This is a genomic window from Streptomyces sirii, from assembly GCF_045690365.1.
Taxonomy (GTDB): domain Bacteria; phylum Actinomycetota; class Actinomycetes; order Streptomycetales; family Streptomycetaceae; genus Streptomyces; species Streptomyces sirii.
Window position 1 is genome coordinate 3110477 of record NZ_CP147982.1, and the last position, 25060, is coordinate 3135536.

Sequence of the window (25060 nt, forward strand, 5' to 3'; positions counted from 1 at the left end):
CCGAGTTTATCACTCGGATGACATATGGATTCAATGGATGGCATCGACGCAATCACTTGTTTGCTCTCAGGCGGTTCAGGTATTCTTTAACGTCGTCGTTCATGGCTTTTCTTGCAGGTTTGGAATCATTCTCTGGATAATCGAAGCTGTGAGTGGTGTCGACGTGCGAGAGTCGCTCGTTCATCCACTCTGCACATCTCGGACCGGAAGTGCACGGCCCCCGCTCCGTGTACAGCTCCCTCATCCTCCCCTCTTGGCCGTCACGGAGGACAGGGAACCCAACGATCCTCTCGGAGTGACGGAACCCGCTGCTTCTTCCAACCATGATGAAGTCGCCGTGACCGTTTGCACCGTCCATTCGGACTGCCGCATAGTTGTTGGGAGTGCCCGGCTTCCCCGGCTTGGGCCCGTAAGCGTCACTTGAATGTCGAGCTATCTGAGTGGCTCGTGACAGCTGCGTGCTTCCCGGCTCAACTCTTTTGGACGGCTGGCGCGGCCGAGGCTTGGTGCCCTGTGGGTCCAGTTTGACAAGAGGTTCGCCTTCCTGGGGTCGGCCAACATTGTCTCCGTTGAACTTCAGGCCGATGCGCTGCTTGTCTTCGTCGGTGAGCTTCCCCTTCTTCCCGTCAGGATGAAGACGCTGGACGGATCCGTCATCGCCCAGAAGGTACATGGGCGTGCCATCGTCACGCTTGCGCAACTTGGCCATCGACAGCGCGGTCTCATCATCGTTGTCGCGATGGTTCTTGGCCATCTTCTTGACGCCACCGGTCATGGCCTCGTCGAGATGTGTGGCCGTCCTCTTGACGCCCTTCTCTAGTCCGTCCATGACCTTGTCGATCATCGGAGCGGCCGCGTTGGCGATGACGTCCTTGCCGCGGGTGCGCCCGTGATGGCTCTTGGCTCGGCCGAGCTTGCCGCCGGCCTTGTTGCGGAAGGTGCCACCGGCACTCTGCAGTCCGGTGACAGCCTTGTCATGGGCATCAGGATCGAAGGTGAAGCCACCGCCGGCACCACCTCCGCTTCCGCCCCCGCCGCTGCTACCGCTCGCGCCCTCGGCGCTCAACAGCTGCATATCGGCAGCAGCAGACTTCCCGGCGTCCTTGCCCGCCTGGGCCGCATGCCCGAGGTCGACGCCCTTCTGCATACCAAGGGCGTTGGCCCCGAGCTGCACCACCAAGTCGCCGACCATCGCGCCGAGAGCTTCCTCGACGGGCGTCAGGGCGGCGCTGACCACCTGCTCGACAACCTGCTGGCAGACCTCTTTGATGATCCTGCGTACGGCAAGGCGCGTAGCCTGCGTGCCCGCCAGTGCTCCTAGTTCGGAGAGGCCGAACGTGAAGGGCGCCGCGACCTGAGCTGCGACCACCTCGGCGGCGAGAATGCCGAGTTGGACGATTGCGGCAATTTTGGCACCCTCGATGAGCACAGCCACGCCATCCATGGCTGTCGCGGCCAGGCGCCCACACTCGGCGAGACCCTTCAGATGTCTCCCGTTGATCTTGCCCCAGTGGGCGTTGAGCGCCTCCACTCCCAGCGAACCGCCCGCTGAGCCGACCAGGCTCTGGATGGCTTGATGCGCTTCGTTCGCACCGCCATCGATGTCGTCCGCGAACTCCCGCAGCGCATCGGCCATATCGCGGTAGTCGTCCTCATCCACATTCGGCCATGAAACGCCGATGATGTCGAGAATCTCGTCCGCCCAGCCCGGCAGCACTACACCCACGTGAAACAAACCCCCTGGTCAACCGACCCCCGCATGTGAGGTAGACGCTGTCATCCAGGTGACGGTTCCTCAAGATGCGATAAAGTCCTGCCTGGCTGCCATACCACTGTCCAGATCCCGAATTCCGATCAACCACTAGGCTTACACCACCACCACGGCTTTGAAAGCCCGCAGGGCATGGCAACGCGGTAGCGGCGGAGTGTCTCGAACTGGTTCGGAAGCAGCAACGGATCTCAAAGCCTGCAGGGCATGGAAGCTTGCTGTTGTTGCAGGTGGCCGTGGGGCGACCACGCCGCAACGAATCCCAAAGCCCGCAGGGCATGGAAGCCCTCCGAACTGATGGCTCTGGGCGTCCATGTCGTCTGGCCGCAGCGGATCTGAAAGGCCGCAGGGCATGGCCCCTTGGGGGTACTCGGCAGGGTTCGCTCGGCGGGCGCGCCCGCAGGGCATGGAAGCTCGTAGCCGTGCTGGGAATGCAGCCGGGACCACTGTGCCGCTACGGCTCTGAACGCCCGCAGGGCATGGAAATCTTGCGGACGACTGTGACGTGCTCGGGGTAGCCGCGCGGCAGCGGATTTGAAAGCCCGCAGGACGGGACGGGCCAAGGGGTAGGGCCGTGACCTTAGTCTCCGTCGGCTTCGGAACCCCAAGCGCACGCATGACACGCCCGTCACACCGAAGAAAAATGCCGGATATAGGCACTATCACCCATGAACCCGGCACTTCGAACCCGCCCAACCAGGTTAAACTCACGGCTCTCGCAGCGTCGCAACGGATCTCAAAGCCCGCAGGGCATGGAAGCGCGGTAGCCGAGGGCCTGGATGAGGGTGGCGAGGAGGTCGCAACGGATCTCAAAGCCCGCAGGGCATGGAAGCCATCCGTCCACTGGTGCACGTCGCCGAGCTCCCGCAGGTCGCAACGGATCTCAAAGCCCGCAGGGCATGGAAGCAGCCGGTGCTGACTCACTGCCGATGCGATGACGTGGTCGCAACGGATCTCAAAGCCCGCAGGGCATGGAAGCTTGTACGGGCGCTCAGTCTCGGCGAGGAACTGGGCCCGCCACAGCGGCTCGAACGCCCGAAGGGCATGGATGCGGGCCCCGGGTCGCACCCCAGTTGAACTCGGCTGACTTTAGGGCCGGTTCAAGTTGCGGTTCGGTACGGATCTCGGGTAGCTACTGTCCTTCACAGTTCTACGGGGGAGGGTCGGGTGTGTCCGAGGGTAAGAGGGCTGCGCGGGACGAGTTCGTCAATCCGTACACCTTCGTGCAGTTACCGAAGGGGGAGCCGGAAGCTGGCTGGCGTACGGCACCTGCTGGGCACGACCGGCTTGGCGAGGAGCGTTACTCGGGAGTTGTCAAGATTGATCTGACAGCCCGCAGCCCGCTGCTGCTACGCAACGTGTACGCCGATGACGACGGGACCTTCCCCAAGCGGTCGTCATCCGGTTTCGACGGACCTGTGCCATACCTGCCGGGGTCTTCGCTCGCGGGCGCCGTGCGGTCGCTGCACGAGACGCTGGCGGGCGGCTGTTTACGCGTCTTCAACGACAACTTCCGCCCGGGATACCGAGATCAGGTACAGAAGCGCCCGCCAGGCTGGCAGCTGGCCAGGGTCGATGAGGTCGATGAAAGCGGCAGGCCGCTGCGGATGCAGCTGTGCCCGCAGCCTCCTGTGTGGGTGGAGTCCACAGCTCTGCACAACGCACTGGGCGACGCGGGCAACCTCAAGACAGGGGCGCGGGTAACTCTGCTGAGCCGGGGCACGGAGGTCCTCGAACGCCAGCAGTTGGAGGATCCGAACCTTGTGCGTGCTGAGGGGAGCTGGGTGGTGCTGCTCACCGAGGCGCGGACCAGGCGCAAGGACCGCAAAAATCCGGCCGGCGGGGCAAAGCTGCGCGGTCGCTACTTCTGCGCCACCGGTGAACTCGAAGGCACAGTCCGCGGCGTCGAGTTCGATGCAGGTGTCTGGGAGAGCTTTCTCGATGCTGTCGACGACACCAATGACATGCGGGAGTTCCGGCAGAGGCTAGGTCGGGAGGATGACAAGCCGCATTGGGTGGATGTGCTGCACCCCAAGGACAACAAGGTTCTGGGCAAGCGGATCGCGGCCCGCCGGCGGCTGTATCCGGATCAAGTCGTGTGGGTGCTGCCCGAGACCGTTGGCGAGAGGCTGCTGACGGTGAAAGATATGGCGCTGTCAGTGGTGTGGCGGCATGCGGGAGGCGTGGACAAGGCCCGACGGAGGGTCCCCGAGCAGGCACTCGCCTGCACCGACCCAAAGAACCTGTGTCCGAGTTGCCGGATCTTCGGTTCGGCAGACACCGAGGGGGACGGCGGAAAGGGCCAGGCGGAGCAGAACGCCTACCGCGGCCACGTCCGCTTTGGCGATGCCATCCCACACGAGGCATACCCGACGCAGCAGGAGTGGCTACCTCCGATGGGCGCTCCGAAGCCGGGTGCGGGCCAGTTCTACCTGAATCGTGACCAGGGCGCCGAAGAGAAGACGACCACCGAGAAGAATGCCCGGCCCTTGCGTGAGTGGGGGTCGGAGGGCGACAGCAAGGGGCGCCGTGGGCTGCGCGGCCGTAAGCAGTACTGGCTGACGGGCACCCCGGGCGACCGTCCGTACTTCCGCGCGAGCGCGGCCAAGCCGCGGGTGTTTCACGAGGACGTGTACGAGGCAGACAACAAGATGCTCGGCCAGGCCCAGTCCGTGCCGGCTGGCGCAGTGTTCACCGCGCGGGTCCACTTCGAGAACCTCAGTGACGCCGACCTCGGCGGTCTGCTGTGCGCGCTGGACCCTGCGCTGCTCCTACGCGGCTACGACGACGATGTCGAGGTTGAGCGCCCGGAGTATGGCTGGGCCGTGGGCGGTGGACGCCCGCTGGGTTTCGGCACCGTGACCTCGCAAGTCAGGCTCGATTCGCTGGACGATGCATCGAGCCGTTACCTCGATGAGGCGGCGCCATCGCTCGATGTCGAGGAGGCGGTTGCAGCGTTCCGCCGAGCTGCGCCTCGCAATCTCAAGGATGTCTGGAAGCGGCAACTCACCAAGGTGCTGCGGCTGGACTGGGCCGTATCTCACCAAGTGTGGTATCCGCCCGCGGGCTGGCTGCCGGAGCCAGGTCAGCCACTGGACCCGAAGGCTCTGCTCCCCTCCTTCACGTTCTGGAAGGAGACGGTCGGCGGCCGAGCGGAGAAGGCCAGATTCCCCTATCGGCAGCTGCCCTCCTCGGCGGCGCCGAGCCCCGCGATGAAGGTCATCCCTCAGAACACGCAGGAGGGCCGGTGACCAGCACGTACGTCTACGTCGACTTCGGAGCGGTGCGGATCCAGCAGTATCTGACCCGTACCCCCGGTCTGCGCGGGCATCGCGCCGCGAGCAACAGCCTGGCGCAGGCCACGGCTGACGCGGCAGTCAAGCACGTCGTCGGCGATCTGGCAGAGATCAACCGAGAGTCGGGCGAGGCTGACGGCGTGGTCAGCCTCCGATTCCCCACCGGGGCTAGCGAGGAACGCGAAGGGCGGGTGCGGCGGCTGCAGGACCTCGTGTTCGCCCACTTACGCCGGGTGTTGCCTGGGGCGGAGTTCCACTCGGTGTGGGGCGAGGGGGAGTCGTACCTCGCCGTCTACGCGCACGTTCTGCAGCCAAAGGCCCATCGTGGCGAGGTGCGGCATGATCTGCCGCCGACTGCGGAGTTCCCGCTGGCCGTTCCGTGCAGGATGTGCCACACCGATCCGGCAGTGGGGATCGAGCCCGTACTGGACGGGTCGCTGGCGCTGTGCCTGGACTGTTCGATGCGGAACGTACCCCGCTGGCAAACCGTGGCAGACGAGAACAGCCCGGAGGGGCGTCTGCTGCGCGGCATCGGCCTGGCGCCCGCACCGGACGGCTTAACCGACCTTGCAGCACTGGGCAGCAAGGACTCCGGGCGCAATCACCTGGCGACGGTCGCGGTGGACGGCAACGCGTTCGGGGTGTTCTTCAAGGCTCTGGCCAACGAGGGCAGCCGCGATGAGGAGCTGCGGACGGCGAAGGCGGAGATCTCCTCCGCCCTGTCTGATGCAACGCGCGCGGCGTTAGAGGTAGCGACGCTGGAGCTGCCGCTAACGATGGAACGTGAGCAATTGTGCGTCGTGCCGCACGTGGTCGGCGGTGACGATGTGCTGGTGAGTCTGCCTGCCGATCAGGCGTGGTGGTTCACGCTGACGTTCCTGGAGGAGTTCGGGCGCCGGGTCCACGAGGCGACCGCCGAGGTGATGGAGAAGCTGAATAAACTGCGCGCCGACCGGCCGGGCCTGCCGGCCCTGGAGCCGCCGACCGCTTCGGCCGGTGTCGTCTTCGCCCGCGCCAGACACCCCCTGAATCTCTTGTCCGAGTCGGCGGGACAGCGGTTGTCGGAGGCGAAGCGGGCGTATGGCGGACGGCGTGCGTCGGTGCAGTGGCTGGACATAACCGCCGATGGCCCCGAGGCCCCCGCGCATCCGCCGCTGGCCCTGTCAGTGCTGCGTAGCGAGGGCCGCGGCCAGACTCCCGCTGCCAAGGCTCTGTCGGGACTGGTGAAGGTGCCGGCCAGCCATCGCGCCCGCCTCATGGAGGCGTTGCGCGGCGGCGGTCCGCTCACCGCGGCGGCCATCGCCGACCGCGTGGGCCACCTCGATGCGATCCGGCCCTTCCTTCCCCCTTTCCCCCAGCACGATCAGCCACCCGCGGTCGGGATCGGGCTGGGTGCGGCTCTTGGACTCGCCCGGTGGTGGCCATGCGCGTGACGATCACCTTCCACGGACCGTTCCGGGTCGCTACCGGCGTAGGCCGACCCGGCATCGATGCCACCGTCGACCGGAACAACCTGTTGCCTGCTTCGTCCCTCAAGGGCCTGATGCGGGAATCCGCCGATCGGCTCCTGCCCGGCCTTCCACACTTGGTGGAGACCGTCTTCGGCAGCCCGCACTGCCCTACTGCCTGGGGCTGGGAGGCGGCTCGCTTCGGGGAAGAGCCCATCGTGGTCACGCGCGCTCGGGTATCCCTGGACGAGGACTCCGGCGCCGCCAAACGCGACCACCTGCTGTACGCGGAGGAAGTGTGGGCGCACACCGCCGAATTCACCGTCACCCAGTACGGGCCCCTGCCGGAAACAGACGGCCCGCCCCTGGACCGGGAGGGCCACCTGTCGGTCCTGGCCTGCGCCGCGGCCGGCGTGCACAGCCTGGGCGCGAAGCGGCGCCGCGGCCTGGGCTGGGTCCAGTGCACGCCCGAGAACCCGCGCATAGACGAGGAGCTCCTCGCCCGCTTCACCGCGCTCGCCGAGCAGTGGAGGAACCACCAGCATGCTTAACATCCAGGTGACCGCCCACCAGCCCCTGGCCATTGGCGTTCGCCCTGCCGGCACCGCACCGGTGCCAACCCGCCTCCATGTCCCTGGCTCGGTCCTTCGGGGCGCACTCGCCGCCGCGTGGATCGCCGAGTACGGCCTTCCCACCAAGGTGTCAGCGGACAAATGCCGTGAGTTCATTGCCCTGTTCGAGGCCGACGTCTCCTACGGCCCGCTGTTCGCCACCGGATCCCAGGTTGTTCCCCTGTCGGTACTGCGCTGCAAGTACCGACGCTGCGCCACCGTCGTCGACGAAGCATTCCACGACGCCGAAGGCGAGCCGTCGTGCGCGTGCGGGCCTCTGGTACCAGGGCGGGGCGAGGTCGAGTTCACCGGAGCCTCAGCGGGACAGCTGGTCATACAGAGCACGCACCTGCAGATCCACGATGCGCGCGGGGTCGCGGAGGAGAGCCTGCTGTTCACCCGTCGCGCCCTGGCCCATCGTGACGCCGATGGTGCCGAACGCGCCTTCCACGGCCGCATCACCCCCAACAGCGAACTGCCCGACGAAGCAGCGGCGTGGCTGGCTGGTAGCCGGCGGCTGCGTCTGGGAGGGCGCCGCGGCACCTCCGGAGCGGTCACCTACTCCCCTCGCCCCACCACCACCGTCCCGCCCGCGACCGGCCACCGAATCGCGCTACGCCTGACCGCGCCCGCGATCCTCACCGACCCCAGCGGCTTGCCCCTCGACCTCGCCGACCACCAGGCTCTGCACGCCACGCTGGAGGACGAACTCACCCCGCTGCTGGATGGCGCACACATCACCGCCGTGGAGCGAGTATGGGCGCGGCGGGAGCGGGTCGGCGGCTGGCACGCAGCCTCCCGTCTGCCCAAACCGGTCGAACTGGCCATCAGCGCAGGCTCCGTCCTCCTACTCAACTTCAGCCAACGCCCCTCCCCCGACGGTCTGCGCACCCTGACGGGGCGCGGCATCGGGCTGCGGCGCAACGAGGGCTTCGGAGCCCTGGAGACCGCCACCACCGCTTGGCAGGAGCCCGTAGAACCAGAACCCGTTGCCTCGGACAGGGAGCAGGCGCCGGATCCGGCCGAGACCTACGCACGGCGGCTCTTCGACACCGGCCACGGCGCCTGGTTCATCGACAACCTGCGCCCCTACGTCGATGAACTTGCCGCCCAACCTGGCACACGCCACATCGGACTCCTGGAGCGCCCTCGAATGCGGCAGCTGACACCAGACGACCGGGACGCCATCACCAACATGCTGCTGACCGTGCCCGTGGACGTCCTCGACCGCGCCCTGGGCCTCCTCGCCGCCCTGCACCGCGGGCTGATGCAGAAGGAAACCCCGAGGCCATGAGCATCATCCACATCCTCGAAGCCCAACTGGAACTCACCGGCCCCGGCGCAGTCGCCGCCCCGGAAACCCACACCGTCGGCTCCGTCCTGCGTCCCGACCTCCCGCTGGCCCGCGACGGCTGGGGGAAACCCTACCTGCCCAGCACCTCCCTGACCGGGTCGCTGCGGCAACAGGCCCCAAAGGACCGACGCCGTAACCTGTTCGGCGACGTCTTCAAGGACACCGACAACAGCGACAAGAACGGCTGGGAGACAACCACCGCGATCGCCTCCCCCACCCGCGTCCTTGGCACCCGGCTTACGCTGCCGGAACCTCCCGTGATGCGGCGCCGTCACACGGCCATCGACCGGCACCGGGCCGCCGCGAAAGCCACCACTCTCCACGACCGCGAACTCCTCCCGCCCGGCACCGAGCTGACCTGCTGGCTCCGCATCGACACCGAGACCACCGAGTCTGCGCTGGTCGACGAGGTCATCGAGCTGCTGGGGGCATGGCGGCCGCGGATCGGCGGCGGACGCACCGCCGGCTACGGCCGGGCCGAACTGATCACAGTCCGCCACCGCGTCATCGACCTGTCCACCCGCGACGGCCTACACCACTGGCTCACAGTCGGCGGCCCCCAGGTGGTCGACGATCAGGCCACCGTCGTCTACGACCGCGCACAACAGGCCGGCGGGGCCCCGGACGAGCCGTACCTGTTCGGCCGCCCCCTGGAATTCCGAATCGCCGATGCCCTGCACGTCGGCTCCGGCACCTTCGCCGAACGCTCCGGCCGCCGGACCGGGGTCGCCCAGGTTCTGCGCGATCACGAAGACACCCCTCTCGTGCCAGGCAGCACCTGGAAGGGCGTCCTGCGCGCCCGCGTCGAGTACATCCTGCGGTCGGTCGGTATCGGCAACGTGTGTACGTCCGTCAAGGACGGTGCGGCGGGCAGCTGCGGCGCCTGCGTGGTCTGTGAAGCCTTCGGATGGACTGAACGCCCCGGCGCCACAACACACGACGACGGACAGCCGTCAAAGTCTGTCGGTGCCCGCGGTCGTCTCCTGTTCGCCGATTCCCCCCTCCGCGAGGGCAGCGTGAAGGTACGCAACCACGTGGCCATCGACCGCGTCTTCGGTGGCGCCCGCGACGAGGCCCTCTACACAGAGGAAGCCGTCGAGGACTGCCACCTGGCCCTGCACATCCGCCATGACGGGGCAGTGCCGCACGCGGTACGCGCCGCCTTGGTCCTGGCCCTGGCGGATCTAGCGGACGGGGCGATCGGCATCGGCGGCGGCACCACCCGGGGCTACGGCACCCTCGCCGCGCAGCCCGCGACAAGCGACTGGCTCACTGCCGAACGCACAACTGCAGTGAACACACTCAGGGCCCACCGCGCCGCCACGATTCCCGCTCCCGCCCAGGCCGCCGAGAAGGTCCCCGCATGACGGCCCCCCCGACCACCGAGCCCCGACACACCGCGCAACCCGTCCTCGCCCGGCTAGAACGCATCGGCCGCCTCGACTGGCCCCAGGCACGCTCCCTGCTAGCAGGCACGACATGCGCCTGGGCCGACCTCGACGGCTTCCACGTCACCAAAGCAGACCAGCTGCCGGAGGAACCCCCGCAATCCACGCACCTGTGGGCCTGGGACACCAACCGCTGCCTACGCCTGCGCATCGACGGCGCACAGGCCCTGACCGCAGCCCTCCACCCCGGCCAGGACGACGGTGAACAAGTCCGCGTCCACCTCCGCCCCGGCACCCCCTGGGCCAGAGACGACAAACAAGCCGGCCCCCTGCCAGCCGAGGCCCACGCCCTGACCTTCGAACTTCTCGAACTGCCCGGCCCGACCCCAGCCACCTTCGTCCGCGCCGTAGCACCCTGAACCAGGAGCACGCGCATGCACACCCGCTGGTACCGGCAGCTGTGGGACTTCCTCCGCTCCCGCGAAGGCTTCGGCACCCTGCTGATCGCGGCCTTCTCAGCCATCGCCCTCGGCGTCGTGCCCAACATTCTCCAAAAGCTCCACGACTCAGGCTGGTTCTTCCTCGCCGTGTTCCTGGTGGCCACCGTGATCGTCGTCCTCGGCTGGATACTCCGCCGCGAACGAGGAGTCGGCGTAGTCATTCAGATGTTCCCGCTGCTGCCCACCGAAACCGCTCGTCTGGAAGCCCTGCTGGCAGCCTCCGCCAACAACCACACCAGCACCCTGTTCCTCCAGCCCAAGCTGCTGCAACCCGGCGCCGAGCCTCTGACGCCAGCCGCACGCGCGGACCTCGTCGCGAACCTCATCGACGCCCGCATGGCCGAATACACCCGCAACGGCCGCGACGGAGACCTCACCCTCTACCCGCTCGCCCAGATGCGCGACGGCTTCATCCTGGGACAGCGCCTCGCCGAAGACCGCGCCAAGACCTTCACCGTCATGCACGTATCAGCTAACCACCACACTGTCCTACCCGCTGTGAACCTTGGCAGCCACCTCACGCAACCGCTGCCCCCCGTACAACAGGTGCTCCTCGACAACTGTCTGAAGCAGCCCGTCGCTCCGGTAGTTCCGGTCGCCCACCCCAACTGCCCGCCCGAGCACAAGCACCGTCTCGCCTTCATCGTCCGCCTCAGCCGCGCAGACACCATGACCGACGACGCCCGCCACGTAGCCGAGACCGGCCAGCCCCGCCTGCCCAACAGACGCCACACCGGCTACATCTTCGACAAGGACCACCCCGACGCCGCGACCAGCCCCTGCGGCGCCCACGTCATCGTCGAAGCCTCAACGGACTACCTACCCGAAACACAGGAAACCTTCGAAGCCGTCGCCACACACCTCTACCGAACCTGGGCCGACGCCCGCGACAAGTGGAAAGCCCAATCCCACAGCTCTGACATCGCAACCAGCCTGTTCATCATGGCTCCTCTGCCGATCACCATCGCCCTGGGCTGGCTCATGTCCCGGGCTCACGCTGAGGTCGCTCACCACGAGTTCGGCGTCACACGGCAATCCACGCCCATCGAAGAAACATCATGACCGCCGCTCCACACCTGCGGAGCACAACCTCGCGTCGCCTTTGTCAGGATGCCTCTCACCACCCAAGGACAACACCTGATGCCCACCCGTTGGCAACTCCTGCTGCGCCCCACCGACCCCATCCGCTCCACCCACATCCCGCCCGCCCAACTCCACGGCCTGGCCTGCCGACTCCTCGAAGGAGCCAGTGCTGACCATCACAGTCAGACCAAACCTTTCGCCATCACCCCAGTCGTCGAAGCCCCCCACGCCCCTGGCTACGCGACGCTCGCCCTCAACTGGCTCGACGACCACACCACCCCGCCACTCGACACACTGCGCGGAGAGCACATCCGCCTCGGCTCCCAGTTCTTCACCGTCGAGGATGTCCAAGGCTCAAGTGCCCCCTATGCAGCCCTCCAGGCGCTCCCCGCAACTCGTCGCGTCACACTGAACTTCCTATCCGTCACCTACTTCACGCGTAGCGGCCGCTGGATCCCGCTCCCGGACCCCGAACTCCTCTACACCGGCCTCGCCCGCCGCTGGAACACCTTCGCCCCTCAAACCTTCCCCGACCCTCTCACCACATCCCTTCGCGAAACGGTGCGCCTGACTGCGCACGAACTCCACAGTGCTCCTGCCGACTTGGGGCCGGCTTCCCGCACCGGCTTCACCGGCCAAGCCACCTTCACCCTCCCCCACTCCGCACCCGACGACCTCGCCTCAGCCTTCACAGCCCTCTCCGCCTACGCCGAAGCCGCCGGCATCGGCGCCCAGACCACCCACGGCCTGGGCTGGACCACAACAACACTCCACTCTCAGCGCAGGACAACCAACAGCAAAGACCAACAACAGCGCCCATCACGCAACCGCAAGACAGCAGACAAATCCCCCCAGTCCGGCTATAGTCCCTAATCAAAGAGTTCCGATACCAAAGCCTGCAGGGCATAGAAATCTCCATCCACCGCAGCCACTTGATGTCCCGGTCTTCCTGCCGGAACTGAAGCCCGCAGGTCATAGAAACGAACTACTTCCAGAGACCGCCCCTTCAGAACCCGCAGAGAAGTTACACGCCTCAGGGCATAGAAACTGACTGCTGCGCTTGTAGTAGAAGCAGAAGACGAGGCCTTCCGCAGGAGCCAAGCCCGTAGGGCATTGAAACGCGACGCGGTTGAACAGCCGGTGGAACATCGACTCCTTCCCTCTTGGAAACCTGCGCGCACGCTCGGCGGTGATCCATCTCCTCGGCACTGCCCAAGCTGGAGCCCGCAGGACATGGAAGCAACAGGCGGGTGAGCGATCAGGTCCCGTTGCCGTACACCGGAACCGAAGTGAGAATGGAATGCAGGATCGACACGCACGGATAGAACGCGAGGAATCCTGTCCCCATCAAGATGAAATACACCGGATTTCAAGACCCCTCGTTTAGGGTCCGAATCCACCGAGGGGTGAGCCTGCACTCTGCATACCATAGATCCACGAAAGGCCGTGGACTTGACTCTTCGTCTGCTTCGGAACCCCAAGCACACGCATGGCGCGCCCGTCACACCGAAGAGGAATGCCGGATATAACCACTATTGTCCATGTGCCTTTGATTCCGAGCGTCCCGACCAACCGCTAAACTCGCAGCTCACACAGCACCGCAACGGCCCTGAAAGCCCGCAGGGCATGGAAGCCATGCCTCAACCTCGGCGGCAGTGGTGTCGCCAGGCCGCAACGGCCCTGAAAGCCCGCAGGGCATGGAAGCACCGGGCCCGGCGGACTCCGCAGCGGCAAGCGCACGCCGCAACGGCCCTGAAAGCCCGCAGGGCATGGAAGCAGCTCTCCCGCCTGGGCGTAGGTCTTGGTCTCCGGAGGCCGCAACGACCCTGAAAGCCCGCAGGGCATGGAAGCGATGGACCCACTCTCAACCGTGTTGTGCGTCTCGCTGCCACAACGGCCCTGAAAGCCCGCAGGGCATGGAAGCTCGACTTCCTGCGCGAGGAGTCGGCTGGGCTGCTCGCCGCAACGGCCCTCAAAGCCCGCAGGGCATGGAAGCACCAGCTCTGCCGCAGGTGTCAGTCGTCTCTGCTCGCCGCAATGGCCCTGAAGGCCCGCAGGGCATAGAAACGCCACCTCGGTTGAACACCCGGTGGAACAGTGCCACCTGCCCACTGGAACCAAAGCCCGCAGGGCATAGAAACAACAGGCGGATGAGAGATCAGATACTGTTACCCAACAGGACATGCTGCCGGGACTGAAACCCAAAGGACGTAGAAACCAAGCCAATTCCCCCATTGGGAAGAACAGCTTCGGACCCTTGCTCCGGAAGGACGGAGCCCACAAGACGCAGCAACTGGAAACACACGGCACTGCGGCTCTATGCCACGGCTATGCCCGTAGAAAACTGAAGCCAGCGGGGCATACAAGCTGCCCCCATCTCCACAGCCCGCAGGCGGGAGCACTCCCCAGGAGCGAAAGCCCTCGAGGCGTAGAAGTAACGGGTTCACCCACAAGGCATGGAAGCACCGCGGCCAACCCTGAGGCACCCCACGAGTTCCACAGGAACTGAAGCCCGTAAAGGAGCCTCGGCCACAGGTCGAGGCTTCTCGCCAATGACCCTCTTCTACTGCTCGTGTGCCGCGAAGACTTCCAGCGCGCGCCAAGGCTCGTTCTCCGGCACGCTGCCGTCCTGGACCAGACGGTCGACCGCGGCACGTACGGCGACTGCGGCCTCGACCGGGACCTCCCGCACACCAAAGATCGTCTCCAGAGGCGCCATGCCACCGCGTGCCGGCTTGCCATTCGCCGGGTCGTACCAGCCGTCGGCCAGCTCGCCCAGGTGCCGCTCGAATACTGCCAGGATCACCCCGAGCGCCGTCGCACTGTTGCCGATCTTGTACGCGGCCCGCGACGTCTCCAACGCATCGAGCACCGGCTCGTACTGCTCTAGCCCGGCCGCCCATCGCTGGTCTGCTGTGGCTGTGGAGCGTGCGGCGTCGAACGCGACCTCGGCACGCTCTAGTTCATCGGGCAGGAACATCAATTGCACGCTGGCAAAGTCGAGGTTGGCCTCCCCGAGGCTGGATACGTCCACCTTCTCCAGCAGGTCCAGGGTCTTGTCGTCCAGGCCCGTGTACTGCCGCCACTCCACGTTCTCCAGCTCGTCGTACAGCTCCTTGAGGATCGCCGGATCGTCTTGCCCGGCGATGGCGTTGTGCGAGAGCTGGAGGGCGATCTGCCGCTGTCGGGGCAGCGGCTCGTCTATCTGCATCCACCAGATCGACGTCAGGCCGGCCTCGATCGCCGCGAGCATGCGGTGGTTGCCGGACAGCACGATCAGTCGTCCGCTGTCGGCGTCGTTCCACACCAGCGGGGTCGAGGTGAGGCATCCATCGCGCTGGATGTTCGCCACCAGTTGCCGGAACTGCTCGTGCGGCAGGAACCTCGCGTTTAGATCCAGCAGCGTCAGCGTGCGCGGGTCGCCCTGCACCATCTGCGGCGGGGCAAGCTGCGTCGTCTTCTTCATGATCAGACTCCTGTCTCCGTCGTCGTCTCACGGGCGCCCCACCTCTTCGCCCACGTCTCCAGGGCCTCGGTGAGCGTGTGCTCGCCCATTGCCCCCTGGTACTGGAGCTGGAACTTCCAGCCGTCCTCGTTCGACGGGCCGCGCTTGGTCAGCTGCAGCAGCCCGCGGTACTTCATGCTCACCGGGTTGTTGCTGAACGCCGTCGTGGACACCGCGCGGATGCGCCTGGAGAACGCCCTCTGGCACAGCAGCCGTGTTTCCGAGCTGGTGGCCGCGAGCACGATCAGCTTCGACAGCCTTGGGTAGTCCGTCGGCGTGACTGCGAAGTCCGAGAGCAGGTACGCCTCGTCCGGTGTGTAGCTGCTGGGCGACATTGCGAAGACGCCTAGGACCTTTCCGTTGCCGTCCTTGAGCGCGATCGCGAGGTTCGCCGCGCCGGGTGCGATGCGCGGGTTCAGGTACCGCGAGCGCAACGCGTTGAACTCGCCGGGCTTGAGCAGTGCGAGCTTCAGCGGCCCGGCTATCTCCTCTCCGCGCCGTAGTCGGGGAGCCTTCACCGGTTCTATCGGCTGTCGGGGGGCGACGATCCTGGTGGGGGCCTCGCTGGCGTATACGTAGAAGGGAGCGGCGCGCGGGGTGGCCTTGATGACTCCGCGCAGGTACTGGTGCAGCTTGGGCACGTCGTGGTTGGAGGCGGTGAGCCAGTACGGCCGGTCGGTGATTGCGCCGAGCACGTCGACTACGTCGGCATCTGACAAGGGCTCGTACTCAGGTGCGTCCCAGGTGAAGTGGGCGTTCAGCGGCTCGTACAGCTTCTCGTACCCGCCACCGTAGAAGGGGGGAAAGGAGCACACGGGAGCGTCGCGGGGCACCTTCTGGAGCCAGGAGCGGACGTCTTCCACCGTGTAGGAAGCCAGCTCGATATCGGAGCCGTTCAACCGCTCAACGGTCTCGGCGAACTTCGCCTTCCACTGGTCGCGGTAGGAGCGCACGACCCGCTCGTGCCAGAGCCCTTCGCGGCCGACGCTGGCCAGGAATCGGGTCCCGAGCATCATCGTGGCGACGGTGCCCACGCCGTCGTCCAACGAATCTGCAAGCCAGTGGAGTTGGTCTTTGCTTTCGTCGCGGAGGTGGATGCCGACGGGCTGTTTGGTGAGCCACCAGCCGACAGCGGTGGTGTAGATGGACACGTCGCTGGAGTGGAGGGCGAAGCCCATGCCGGCCAGGGTGCGTTCGATGGTGAAGTTGCCGCAGCACGGCACGTAGACGGGCCCGCGCGGCCAACTGCTCGCCGTCTCGCGCACTATGGCACGCATGGGGCCCGGGATGGTGCCCTGGAACATCTCTCTCGCCTCCTGCCGACACGGCAGCGCCCGGCCTGGCGGGTGCCGGGCCGGGCGCTGCGCTGGAACCTAACACAAGGAGCGCATAGCGCCTTGAAATCATGTCATCTATCTTGAGATAACGGTTCCAGCTCTCACATCAATGTTCCTTGCTTGTAGTCGGCCATAGGGGATAGCTCCCTCACCTCATCACCTGTGGCGTCCTTCCACCAGGAGGCGAAGGTCCGCCTGTGGCACCACAGGGCCGGCTTGGACAGGTCCTCAAAGCAGAGCAGGACCAGCCTGTGATCATTCTCCGCTTCCGTGATCTCCCTCAGCCGCTCGGCGATCCGTGCTGGGCCGAGCCGATCGAGATCCGCCCGGTACGCCTTAATGAACTCCGGCTCGGGACGGGAGAGATATTCCCTACGTGGCGCGAGCTCCCTCACCGCATGGGTGAGGGAGTAGGGGAGTTTGAAGCGGGGAGCGCCCAGCGTAATGCGCACCGGCACCCCTTGCGGAGGCTGATACGCCTGGTAGCGGTTGGTGAACAAAGTAAGCACGCAGCTTTTTCCTTCCATGCTGCTAGTGGCCCGACCACAGGCTCAACGCCGGTGGCCTGAAGGTTGCCGGTGCCCGTTCGCACCCAGGAGCGGGCTCGAACAGCACCGCGCCCGCAGGGAACGTCCCTGCGGGCGCGGCACGACCAGCCACAGAGGAAGACAGGGGCCCGGACCGCGCCGGGCCCCGCTGCCTCACTTCTTCGCCGCGACTTCCGCCTTCTGAGTCGCCTTGGCCTTGTCGGAGGGGGCGCTCCTGGCAGCCTGCCGCTGGGCGGGCACATTGCGTGCGGTGCCCTTGTCCGCCGTGCGGGCCCTGGTGCCCGTGGCCCGCACCGTCTTGACCGGTGCCTTCTTTGCGGCGGGCTTGGCCTCGGACTTCGCGGGCTTCTCGGCCTTCCCGTCGTCGGCCTGGGCCTTCTCCTCCTGGACGTCGGCCACCGCGTCGTCCCAGGCGACCTTGCGGGCCTCTGCGATGCCGTTGGCCTGGCGGAGGATGCGGCGAGCCAGGGTCACTTGGCTGGCGAGCCGGTCGATCTTGCGGACGTAGCGGCCAAGGTCCGTGCCAAGGATGTCGGCCAGCTCCTCGGGCTTGGCCTTCGTCAGCTCTTCCAGGAGCGGCATGACGACCTCTTCGACCCGGCCCAGCTTGTCGGTCGTCTTGGCCTTGGCTTTCTCCCGCTTCTCCTTCTCCTCCACGGTGGGCCCCTTGCCGGAGACCAGGGAGGTCTGGTTCTCAGCCATGCGCAAGCCCTGGGCGAAGTTCGTCGCGTCAGCCTCGCTGTCGAAGTCGCCCTTCAGGTAGCGCGTTGCCGCGACCATCTGGTTTGCGGGGGAGAGCTGAGCGATGTGCCAGGAGAGGTTGGGCTTGATCTTGCCCTCGTTTACCCATGCGGCGACCTCGGGGCGCAGGGTGAGCAGTCCCAGCCGCCACTCGATGTGGGTCTTGGTCTTACCGAAGGTCTTGGCGATAGCTTCGGGCTTCCAGCCGAGGGCCACCAGGTCGGCGTAGGCGCCGGCCTCTTCCATGATGGTCATGTCGGCTCGGTTGACGTTCTCCGAGATGGAGAGGACGAACGCCTTCTCCTCGTCGATGCCTTCAAGAATGCGGACCGGGACCGTGGTGAGCCCAGCGGCCTTGCAGGCCCTCCAGCGCCGCTCGCCGGCCACGATCATGTGCGGGGCCTCTTCGCCCTCGACACCCCGAACGACGACCGGCTGAAGGAGGCCGTTTTCCTTGACGCTCTGCGTCAGCTCCTGGTGCGCGTCCTCGTCGAAGAACTTCCGGGGCTGGTCCGGGTTGGGCATGATCTGGTCGATACGGAGGTCAGCGTACATTCCCCTGCGCCTTTCTCGTTTAGGAATTCCCACCCTTTTGGGATTTCCCTTTGTTCTTACACTTATATCCTATTCGCATACCTCTCTAATTCAAGTAGAAATTCCTTTTAAATTCAGAAATTCAATTACCTGAATTTTCCGAACTCGATACACCGATTAAGAGGGCCCCGCACTCGCCCTCGAAGGCCGCGGCGAGGCCCGGACGCGAGCGAGCCCGCCGCGGCGTTACGCCGTGGCGGGCTCCGCTCCCATCACGCACCCCAACGACCGCACCGATACGGCCAGCTCCTCGCGGGCGGGGCGCGGGGGGTCGGCCACCCGCGAGGAGCAGGGAAGGACGCCGCTTGCGCGACGCTGCCGGGGCGGACTTTCGCAGACTGCTGCACCCGCCTCGGTGCCTCAGAACGTACATCAGGGAATCAACAATGTCACCTATCTCGAAGCGGCGGGCCGCCACGTCGCCCGATAGCTTAGTGACCACTCCCCCCTGCCGCACCCTCGTCCGGCTCCCTGCTACGCATGCCGGCCTGCCACTCCAGCACCTTGCGGGCTTCGCGGAGATCCACAACCCCCGCCCCCTGAAGCACGCATGGGGGCAGCTTGGCCAACTCAGCGATCCGGCGCTCGTCGACTTCGGACATGCGGTTCCTCCCGTGAACGGCGTGCGCGCCGCGTTCGCTCGCCCAGATGCGACTGCCCCCGGTGAGCCCGCGGTGGCAGGCTCGGCCGCAAGGCGATTTCCAGCCACCGTTGCGAGCCACCGAGAAACTGTCAGACAAACCTTATAACCCCTCCCACCAGCGAGGTACCGTAGCAACAGGGCGGCTGTTACTAGCCGTTCACGCGTGACGGACAAGCCAGGGAAGACGGGACATGGCGGGCACTCAAGGCGAGAACGAACCATTGACCTTGCGAGCGAAGCTGCTCACCCTGCTGCGGCTACGGAGGGATCCGGGCGGGTTCACACCGAGTGCGCGGGACGTCGCCGAGGCCACTCATCAACAGGGGCCGGGCAAGCCGAGACTGTCCCATGGTCAGGTGAATAGCCTGATGAACGGCACCAGCAACAACCCCACGTCCTCTACGGTTTCCGCCCTCGCACGAGCCCTTCACGCCCCTGCTGCGTTCCTGCTGCCGGGTCCGGAGTGGGACGACCTGGCGGCACTCACCGTCTTCGCCAAGCGGCCTGAAGCCCGTGAAGCCCTGCGCTTAATGGAGGGACTTGAAGTGGAGGACATCCTTCAAATCAGCACACAGCTCCGTGAGATGCGCCATCGTGCGGGACTGGCCGAAGATGTACCCTCGATCCCCCCACCTCCCCCCGGCGTCGACCAGCCTCGCGAGGGCCGACCACGTCGCCGACTGAGCTTCGACGAGGCCGCCACGAGAGCGGCCGACGACTTGGAAGGACGCTAACGTCGTGGACGGTCCCATCTACAGCGTGTGCACCCTGCTCGCTGTCATGGGGACGACGCTCTGGATGTGTCACGCCTACCTGCGTCGTCACGGCACCAGGCGCCGCCTAGCCTTGCAAGCGCGCATCGCCGCCTTCGCCACATGCGGATTCGCCTCCTTGCTGACCATTCCTGCTGTCGCCGACACCACCGACAGCATCACGGGAGCACAGGGGACGGCGAGACTCGTCGCCAATCTCGCAGCTGCGGCCTCAATGGCCAGCATGCAAATCATGCTCATGGACTGGACCCGCGAGCCGTCGCAGGTGGCATCGAGCGTCACCGGCCGCCTCGCCATCGCCTCAACGACAGCAGTGGCGTTGATCGTTCAGTTCCTTCACACCGACACCACAAAGGTGGTTGTGACAACCGCCTACGCCGCCGATGGGCATGTGACCGGCTACCTGCTCACCTATCTCGCATTCGTGGCCTTCGCCGGCCTGGAGATCACGTTCCTCGCCACCCGGCTGGCTCTAAGTGCCCGCAGACTGCGTCGTCCAGCAGCCGCCGGCCTCATGTTTCTGTCCATCGGCTGTACGTCGAGCGTCACCTACACCCTCCACCAGGGGGGCTACCTCGTCGCCTACCAAATCGGGCACCCTTGGCCGCTCGCAGTCGAGCAGACCATCAGCTCCTTGCTGATCGGACTCGCCATTTCGTGCAATGCCATCGGCATGGGCCTGGTCGCCCCCGCCTTCCGGCAACCCGCCAAGGCATCCGCCCTTCAGCAATCCGCTTCCAATCCCACCGCCATCTCAGCGGCTGACTCACCCCACTGACGCCATTGCAGCGCCACCCGGTCCGCGTTCACTGTGCGCGAGCCCCGGGACGCGGCCGGGTACAGGACGACCTGCTCCAGCATCAGCGTCAAAACACCCCGCTTCGCCTGCAAAGGTGCGTGCTTCCACCAGCGCACGAGATCAGGGATGGCCCCCACCGGCACGTGCTTGACCTGTTCCAGGAACCGGGCCCTCACCTCGCGCTCGCTGATCAACTGCTTCAGCTCCATGTCGGCCGTCCTGAAGGCCTTCAGCGACATGTCCGGCAGCCGCGCATAGTCCTCGCCCAGCTTCTTCTGCCGACGGCGCGCAGCGGCTGCCTCCTTACGCAGGCCGGCAGCCTGAGCCAGCATTTCATCGCGCGCCTGGTCGATCAGCGCGCTCACCCCCGGCTTAGCCAGCTCCGCCAGGACCAGTTCAGCCAAGTACGTTTCCAGCAGGTCGGCGTTGATACGGACTCTGCCGCACCCTCCCGGATGCTGCGCCGTGCTGGGCGAGCACCGGTACCCCCGGCTGCCGCTGTTCGAGGGAGAGGAACCAAGCGGGGTCCCGCACAGACCACACGCAGTGATATGGCTAGGGACCATGTAGTCGCGCTGCTCAACCCGCTGCTTCTCGGGATCGCTCGTACGGCGCATGGCACGGATAGCGACGAAGTCTTCCCGGGAGATGATCGCGGGGCAGCCCGTTTCGACGAGGTTGCCGTTCTCGTCCTCCGCTAGACCGGCGATGGCCGGGTGGTCGAGCATGTTCGCCACACCATCCGGCCGCCACCGGCCTCCGCGCGTCGTGCGGTACCCCTCTGCGTTCATCCACTCTGTGATGGCATTGAAGCTCTGCTTGAGCAAACGCCGGGACGCGGCAGCACGAGCGCCTTCCGCTTCACTCTCACGCACCCGCCGGAACGCCATGTCCTCAAAGCCATACAGCCGTGGCATCTGCTGGTCTCCTCGCCCCTCTAACCCGACCCCCTTAGCCTTACCTAACCTTATCCGAGATAGGTCACATTGTTGGAAAGCATCTCAACACCTCTGAGTCGCACATCGTCCACGTTGATCACGTAGCCACCCCCGCTCCCCGCCGCTGGTCAACGCCGAGGACCTTCCACAGCTCCGCCGTCGGCACACGGACAGTGCCACCCAGCGGGAGCGTCCGCACAGGGAAGCACCCTTTACGGATCAGCTCGTACGCCTTGTCGCGGCCAATGCCGAGAGCCCGTCCGGCAGTTGTCACGTTGACCGTGGCCGGTAGAGCCAGCAGCTCCTCCAGGCCCATCGCTCCGGCCGAAGCCTGCCTGCGCTCTTCCTGAGCAGTCATCTCGTTGGTCGCTCTCTCCCCCGCGCCAACTTGAAACTGACCTTACAGCAGTGTCCGACAGCCCCCGCAAGATGAAGAGAGATCACGCCAGAGACGTACACACAACCACGACTGGCAGCGGGCCAGTCGACAGCAGGGGGTCGGATGTTCGAGCCGAGCTACTACCGGCGATGCCAGTGCACGGGGCCACTGAGGGACAAGGAGGGCAATCCTGTCCTGGACGCCGAAGGCAATCCCAAGATCGGCTCCATCGGCACGACGTGCCCCAAGCTGGGCAAGGGGCACGGCACCTGGGCGTTCTACTTCAAGGGGGAACCAGGCGAGGGCGGCAAGCGTGCACGTGTACGCCGCGGTGGCTTCGCCAAGCTGGATGACGCCAAGAAGAAGGCAAAAGAACTCTATGACGCCGCTAGCGCCGGCACCGATGTGCTGTCCGACGAGAAATGCGGCGACTTCTTCCTTCGGTGGATCAAGGCGAAGAAATCCCTCGCACGCACCACCCGCCACGGCTACGAGGAGCACATCAACAACTACCTCCTCCCTCACCTCGGGCACATCAAACGCCGTGACCTCAAGGCCCGCCACCTCGACCTCATGTACGACGCGATCGAGAAGCAGAACGCCGAGAGGACCCTCCACCGCCTCCGCGTCAATCAGCTCCAGAAGGACCGTGACGACGCACACCGGGCCTGGGTGAGAGCGGCCGGGAAGACGGAGGAGCGCCGCGCTACCCGTCGAGCGTTCCTCGACGCGAACAAGGCACTGCGCGAGGGCCGCCGGGGGCTGCGGAAGATCACCTCCGCCGCCACCATGCACCGCATCAACGACACGCTCTCTTCCGCCCTAGCATGGGGTATCAAGCGCGAGGCGGCCTTCGCCAAGAACTGGGCGCAGCTCGTGGAGCTACCGCCGGCCACCCGGTCCAAGCCGCTCGTCTGGACGCCTGAGCGCATCGAGCACTGGAAGCTCACCGGCGAGAAGCCGGGCCCGGTCATGGTCTGGACTCCGGAGCTGACCGGCCAGTTCCTCGACTTCGTCAAGGACGACTGGCTCTACGAGCTGTGGCACTCGTTCATCTTCCTCGGCCCCCGACGCGGAGAGATGGCTGCCCTGCCCTGGACGGAGGTCAGCACCGATGCGCTCTGGCTGCGAGTCTCGCAGCAGATCGTGGAGGTCGCCTACAAGCTATACGGCGAAGCGCCGAAGGCGGACAGCGTCCGCACCCTGTCGCTGAGCCTGGAGTCCGGCGACCACTTGGTGGGCTTCCGCGCGAAGCAGGAGCAGAAGCGCCAGGAGTGGGGCAACGCCTATGTCGAGACTGGCCGCGTGTGGACGCACGAGAACGGCGAGGAGATTCACCCCGACTGGATGTCCCGGCGCTTCAAGCGTCTGGTGGAACTCTCAGGCCTGCCACCGGTCCGCCTGCATGATCTGCGGCATCTCGCCGCCACACTGTCCCTGCTCGCAGGGACCGACATCAAGGTGGTCCAGGAGAAGCTCGGCCATTCCTCGCGCCAGATCACCTCCGACACCTACACCAGCGTGCTGCCCGAGATGATGCGAGCCGAGGCGGAATCGGTGATGGCTGTCGTCCCCCGCGACTTCCCATTCACGGTGCGCACCCCGCTGGAGATCCCAGAGACGGCCTGGATAGCCGACATCGCCGTCCTCTTCGCCCACGGTGCACGGCAGTCAGGGGACACCTGGGCTGTTGGAGCGCAGATCCAACCAGACTCCGAGCTCCTCGGCATGATCACGCTGGCCAGCCGGGGCCAGGACGGCGCCGCCAACGCGGCCGTGAAGTGGATACGCGACCACTGCGCCTCGAACGGCCTGGAACTGGTTCGGGTCGAGAACTTCAACGACCGGTACCCGGAGGAGCAGCGGTCGGACTTTTCGCTCACGCGCTTCACCGTCGCCCGCTCCGAGTCCACAGGCCTGACCGACGTGGCGTTGCCAACGGGCCTGCCGCCCACGCCAGGAAGGGCTGGCCGCCGTCGTACCTCCAGGCATCAGAAGGCGGCGTGAGGCCCCCTCTGGCCACTGATCCCTCCGCGTGTCCACTACGCTTCCACTGGATCTTGGTCTGAACGGATGAACGGGAGCCACCACACTCTGGTGGTGGCTCCCGTTCTCACGTTTCACCAGGTAGAAAGGATCTTCGCCCTGGAAGCTGTGGTGGGGCGGGTGGGACTCGAACCCACGGCCGACGGATTATGAGTCCGCTGCTCTAACCGGCTGAGCTACCGCCCCCTCCACGGCGCGTCGCGCACATTTGTGCGCGCCGTCTGCCGCAGCATAGCCGCTCATACGATCTGCTGCCCGTGAGGGCTGCCGTCGCGCGACATCGGACGCCCAAGAGGACTTCGATCACCCGGGGTTCGGTTCCACGGCACAAGAAAAAGGACCCCTCACGGGGTCCTCGTTCTCTCTGCTCCCCCGACTGGACTCGAACCAGTAACCCTCCGGTTAACAGCCGAATGCTCTGCCAATTGAGCTACAGGGGACCGAGCTCCCCCGACTGGACTCGAACCAGTAACCTGCCGGTTAACAGCCGGCTGCTCTGCCAATTGAGCTACAGGGGATTGCTCTGTGTGCCTCGAATGCACCGCTGTCCGGGCCTCCGGACGGCGCGCGCTCGCTGCGACACATACATTAGCGCAAGCAGGGGGGTGCTCCGCCAATCGGTATCGCCTCAGGTCACCTCGGGTGATCTCCGGCCCCGGAGGGTAGGGGCGCGGCACAGCCCGGCGTGCCGGTGCGTGGTGGCACCGGACGGGTCCGACAGAGGGAAAGGTGGAGCGATGCGCTACCGGCTCACGTTCATCGCGGGACTGGCCACGGGGTACGTGCTCGGCGCACGAGCCGGCCGCGAGCGGTACGAGCAGCTCCGCAAGGCCGCCCAGCGGGTCGCGCAGAACCCGGCGGTTCGCAACAGTGCCGAGTCCGTGGCCCTGACCGGGCGCGAGGCGGCGACGAAGGCGTTCGGGACGGTTTCCGCCAAGGTCGGGGACCGGCTGCCCGGAGCCGTCACCGACCGGGTCCGCTCCCTCCGGGAGCAGCGCGCCGCCGACGAGGACGACTGGGGAACCAGCAACACCTGAGCCGGATGGCTCGGGGGGACGAGGGCGACGACGGGATGACGGGGGCGGCGGGGTCGTCGGGGACCTTAGGGGACGTCGGGGATGACGGGGCGAGGCAGACGATCGCCTGGCCGGGCATGACCGAGGAATCCCCGGGGGCGCCCGAAGAAACGTTCTAAGGCACTCCCTGAAGGGCAGGTCAGGGGGATGGCCTCAGGAAACGCCCGGGGAGTGGGTCGGGGGATGCCGGAAAGGAGCCCGAGGCCGGGCCCTCCCGGGCAAAGCCTGACTCT

General features: G+C 66.1%; 18 protein-coding genes and 3 tRNA genes. 12 read left to right on the top strand and 9 right to left on the bottom strand.

The annotated features are described in order from the left end of the window. Positions 1–52 precede the first annotated feature (52 nt). A complete protein-coding gene (locus WAB15_RS14085) occupies positions 53–1726 on the bottom strand; it encodes a nucleic acid/nucleotide deaminase domain-containing protein (protein ID WP_407286458.1) in 1674 nt (557 codons plus the stop codon). Between the two features lie 1211 nt (positions 1727–2937). On the opposite strand from WAB15_RS14085, the gene WAB15_RS14090 reads away from it, so the two are divergent. The 8 genes from WAB15_RS14090 (at position 2938) to cas6 (ending at position 12321) form a co-directional block, all read left to right on the top strand. Further along, on the top strand, positions 2938–5019 hold the full coding sequence (locus tag WAB15_RS14090; RefSeq protein WP_407286459.1) for a TIGR03986 family CRISPR-associated RAMP protein: 2082 nt from the start codon (positions 2938–2940) through the stop codon (positions 5017–5019). Beyond that, positions 5016–6497, top strand: coding sequence for a Cas10/Cmr2 second palm domain-containing protein (locus WAB15_RS14095; RefSeq protein WP_407286460.1), 1482 nt, complete (start codon positions 5016–5018; stop codon positions 6495–6497). Before WAB15_RS14090 ends, WAB15_RS14095 begins: the two co-directional genes overlap by 4 nt. Next, positions 6488–7063, top strand: coding sequence for an RAMP superfamily CRISPR-associated protein (locus WAB15_RS14100; RefSeq protein WP_407286461.1), 576 nt, complete (start codon positions 6488–6490; stop codon positions 7061–7063). Before WAB15_RS14095 ends, WAB15_RS14100 begins: the two co-directional genes overlap by 10 nt. Continuing rightward, entirely contained in the window at positions 7056–8417 is a 1362-nt protein-coding gene (locus tag WAB15_RS14105; RefSeq protein WP_407286462.1) for a type III-B CRISPR module-associated Cmr3 family protein, read from the top strand. Before WAB15_RS14100 ends, WAB15_RS14105 begins: the two co-directional genes overlap by 8 nt. Next, a complete protein-coding gene (locus WAB15_RS14110; protein WP_407286463.1) occupies positions 8414–9844 on the top strand; it encodes an RAMP superfamily CRISPR-associated protein in 1431 nt (476 codons plus the stop codon). Before WAB15_RS14105 ends, WAB15_RS14110 begins: the two co-directional genes overlap by 4 nt. Beyond that, positions 9841–10284, top strand: coding sequence for a hypothetical protein (locus WAB15_RS14115; protein ID WP_407286464.1), 444 nt, complete (start codon positions 9841–9843; stop codon positions 10282–10284). The genes WAB15_RS14110 and WAB15_RS14115 overlap by 4 nt, the downstream gene beginning before the upstream one ends. 15 nt (positions 10285–10299) lie before the next feature. Continuing rightward, positions 10300–11427, top strand: coding sequence for a hypothetical protein (locus WAB15_RS14120; RefSeq protein ID WP_407286465.1), 1128 nt, complete (start codon positions 10300–10302; stop codon positions 11425–11427). 78 nt (positions 11428–11505) lie between these two features. Next, positions 11506–12321, top strand: a complete 816-nt coding sequence (gene cas6 / locus WAB15_RS14125; protein ID WP_407286466.1) for a CRISPR system precrRNA processing endoribonuclease RAMP protein Cas6 — start codon at positions 11506–11508, stop codon at positions 12319–12321. Positions 12322–14011: 1690 nt separating this feature from the next. Here cas6 and WAB15_RS14130 read toward each other — a convergent pair. The 4 genes from WAB15_RS14130 to WAB15_RS14145 all read right to left on the bottom strand — a co-directional run bounded on the left by WAB15_RS14130 (position 14012) and on the right by WAB15_RS14145 (position 18134). Further along, positions 14012–14914, bottom strand: coding sequence for a ParB N-terminal domain-containing protein (locus tag WAB15_RS14130; RefSeq protein WP_407286467.1), 903 nt, complete (start codon positions 14912–14914; stop codon positions 14012–14014). A gap of 2 nt (positions 14915–14916) precedes the next feature. Beyond that, positions 14917–16257, bottom strand: coding sequence for a hypothetical protein (locus tag WAB15_RS14135; RefSeq protein ID WP_407286468.1), 1341 nt, complete (start codon positions 16255–16257; stop codon positions 14917–14919). A 134-nt stretch (positions 16258–16391) separates the two neighbouring features. Then, positions 16392–16817: a hypothetical protein gene (locus tag WAB15_RS14140; RefSeq protein WP_407286469.1), complete on the bottom strand. Its 426-nt coding sequence runs from the start codon at positions 16815–16817 to the stop codon at positions 16392–16394. A 174-nt stretch (positions 16818–16991) separates the two neighbouring features. Beyond that, positions 16992–18134, bottom strand: a complete 1143-nt coding sequence (locus tag WAB15_RS14145; protein WP_407286470.1) for a ParB/RepB/Spo0J family partition protein — start codon at positions 18132–18134, stop codon at positions 16992–16994. Positions 18135–19007: 873 nt separating this feature from the next. Here WAB15_RS14145 and WAB15_RS14150 point away from each other — a divergent pair. Together WAB15_RS14150 and WAB15_RS14155 are read left to right on the top strand one after the other, a co-directional pair. After that, positions 19008–19550: a hypothetical protein gene (locus WAB15_RS14150; RefSeq protein ID WP_407286471.1), complete on the top strand. Its 543-nt coding sequence runs from the start codon at positions 19008–19010 to the stop codon at positions 19548–19550. A gap of 4 nt (positions 19551–19554) precedes the next feature. Then, positions 19555–20367 carry a hypothetical protein gene (locus tag WAB15_RS14155; RefSeq protein ID WP_407286472.1) on the top strand — a complete coding sequence of 271 codons (813 nt, stop codon included), beginning with the start codon at positions 19555–19557 and terminating at the stop codon, positions 20365–20367. Here the strand turns inward: WAB15_RS14155 and WAB15_RS14160 are convergent. Continuing rightward, positions 20313–21305 (bottom strand): recombinase family protein, encoded by a 993-nt coding sequence (locus WAB15_RS14160; RefSeq protein WP_407286473.1) that lies wholly within the window; start codon positions 21303–21305, stop codon positions 20313–20315. The genes WAB15_RS14155 and WAB15_RS14160 overlap by 55 nt on opposite strands. 523 nt (positions 21306–21828) lie before the next feature. Between WAB15_RS14160 and WAB15_RS14165 the strand changes: the two genes are divergently transcribed. Continuing rightward, positions 21829–23712, top strand: a complete 1884-nt coding sequence (locus WAB15_RS14165; RefSeq protein WP_407286474.1) for a tyrosine-type recombinase/integrase — start codon at positions 21829–21831, stop codon at positions 23710–23712. 148 nt (positions 23713–23860) lie between these two features. On the opposite strand, the gene WAB15_RS14170 is transcribed toward WAB15_RS14165, so the two are convergent. From WAB15_RS14170 to WAB15_RS14180, 3 genes are all read right to left on the bottom strand, one after another. Beyond that, positions 23861–23937 (bottom strand) — tRNA-Ile (locus WAB15_RS14170). A 181-nt stretch (positions 23938–24118) separates the two neighbouring features. Continuing rightward, a tRNA-Asn gene (locus WAB15_RS14175) sits at positions 24119–24191 on the bottom strand. Positions 24192–24196: 5 nt separating this feature from the next. Further along, positions 24197–24269, bottom strand: a tRNA-Asn gene (locus WAB15_RS14180). 219 nt (positions 24270–24488) lie between these two features. Here WAB15_RS14180 and WAB15_RS14185 point away from each other — a divergent pair. After that, the gene (locus WAB15_RS14185) at positions 24489–24788 is read left to right on the top strand and encodes a YtxH domain-containing protein (RefSeq protein WP_399147875.1); all 300 of its coding nucleotides are present in this window, start codon (positions 24489–24491) and stop codon (positions 24786–24788) included. Positions 24789–25060 lie beyond the last annotated feature (272 nt).

Bases quoted from the DNA above. Each gene is read 5' to 3' on its own strand.
- WAB15_RS14135 (WP_407286468.1), bottom strand. From the start codon at position 16,257: ATGTTCCAGGGCACCATCCCGGGCCCCATGCGTGCCATAGTGCGCGAG.
- WAB15_RS14115 (WP_407286464.1), top strand. From the start codon at position 9,841: ATGACGGCCCCCCCGACCACCGAGCCCCGACACACCGCGCAACCCGTC.
- WAB15_RS14130 (WP_407286467.1), bottom strand. From the start codon at position 14,914: ATGAAGAAGACGACGCAGCTTGCCCCGCCGCAGATGGTGCAGGGCGAC.
- WAB15_RS14160 (WP_407286473.1), bottom strand. From the start codon at position 21,305: ATGCCACGGCTGTATGGCTTTGAGGACATGGCGTTCCGGCGGGTGCGT.
- WAB15_RS14105 (WP_407286462.1), top strand. From the start codon at position 7,056: ATGCTTAACATCCAGGTGACCGCCCACCAGCCCCTGGCCATTGGCGTT.
- WAB15_RS14110 (WP_407286463.1), top strand. From the start codon at position 8,414: ATGAGCATCATCCACATCCTCGAAGCCCAACTGGAACTCACCGGCCCC.
- cas6 (WP_407286466.1), top strand. From the start codon at position 11,506: ATGCCCACCCGTTGGCAACTCCTGCTGCGCCCCACCGACCCCATCCGC.
- WAB15_RS14140 (WP_407286469.1), bottom strand. From the start codon at position 16,817: ATGGAAGGAAAAAGCTGCGTGCTTACTTTGTTCACCAACCGCTACCAG.
- WAB15_RS14100 (WP_407286461.1), top strand. From the start codon at position 6,488: ATGCGCGTGACGATCACCTTCCACGGACCGTTCCGGGTCGCTACCGGC.
- WAB15_RS14165 (WP_407286474.1), top strand. From the start codon at position 21,829: ATGTTCGAGCCGAGCTACTACCGGCGATGCCAGTGCACGGGGCCACTG.
- WAB15_RS14120 (WP_407286465.1), top strand. From the start codon at position 10,300: ATGCACACCCGCTGGTACCGGCAGCTGTGGGACTTCCTCCGCTCCCGC.
- WAB15_RS14145 (WP_407286470.1), bottom strand. From the start codon at position 18,134: ATGTACGCTGACCTCCGTATCGACCAGATCATGCCCAACCCGGACCAG.
- WAB15_RS14150 (WP_407286471.1), top strand. From the start codon at position 19,008: ATGGCGGGCACTCAAGGCGAGAACGAACCATTGACCTTGCGAGCGAAG.
- WAB15_RS14185 (WP_399147875.1), top strand. From the start codon at position 24,489: ATGCGCTACCGGCTCACGTTCATCGCGGGACTGGCCACGGGGTACGTG.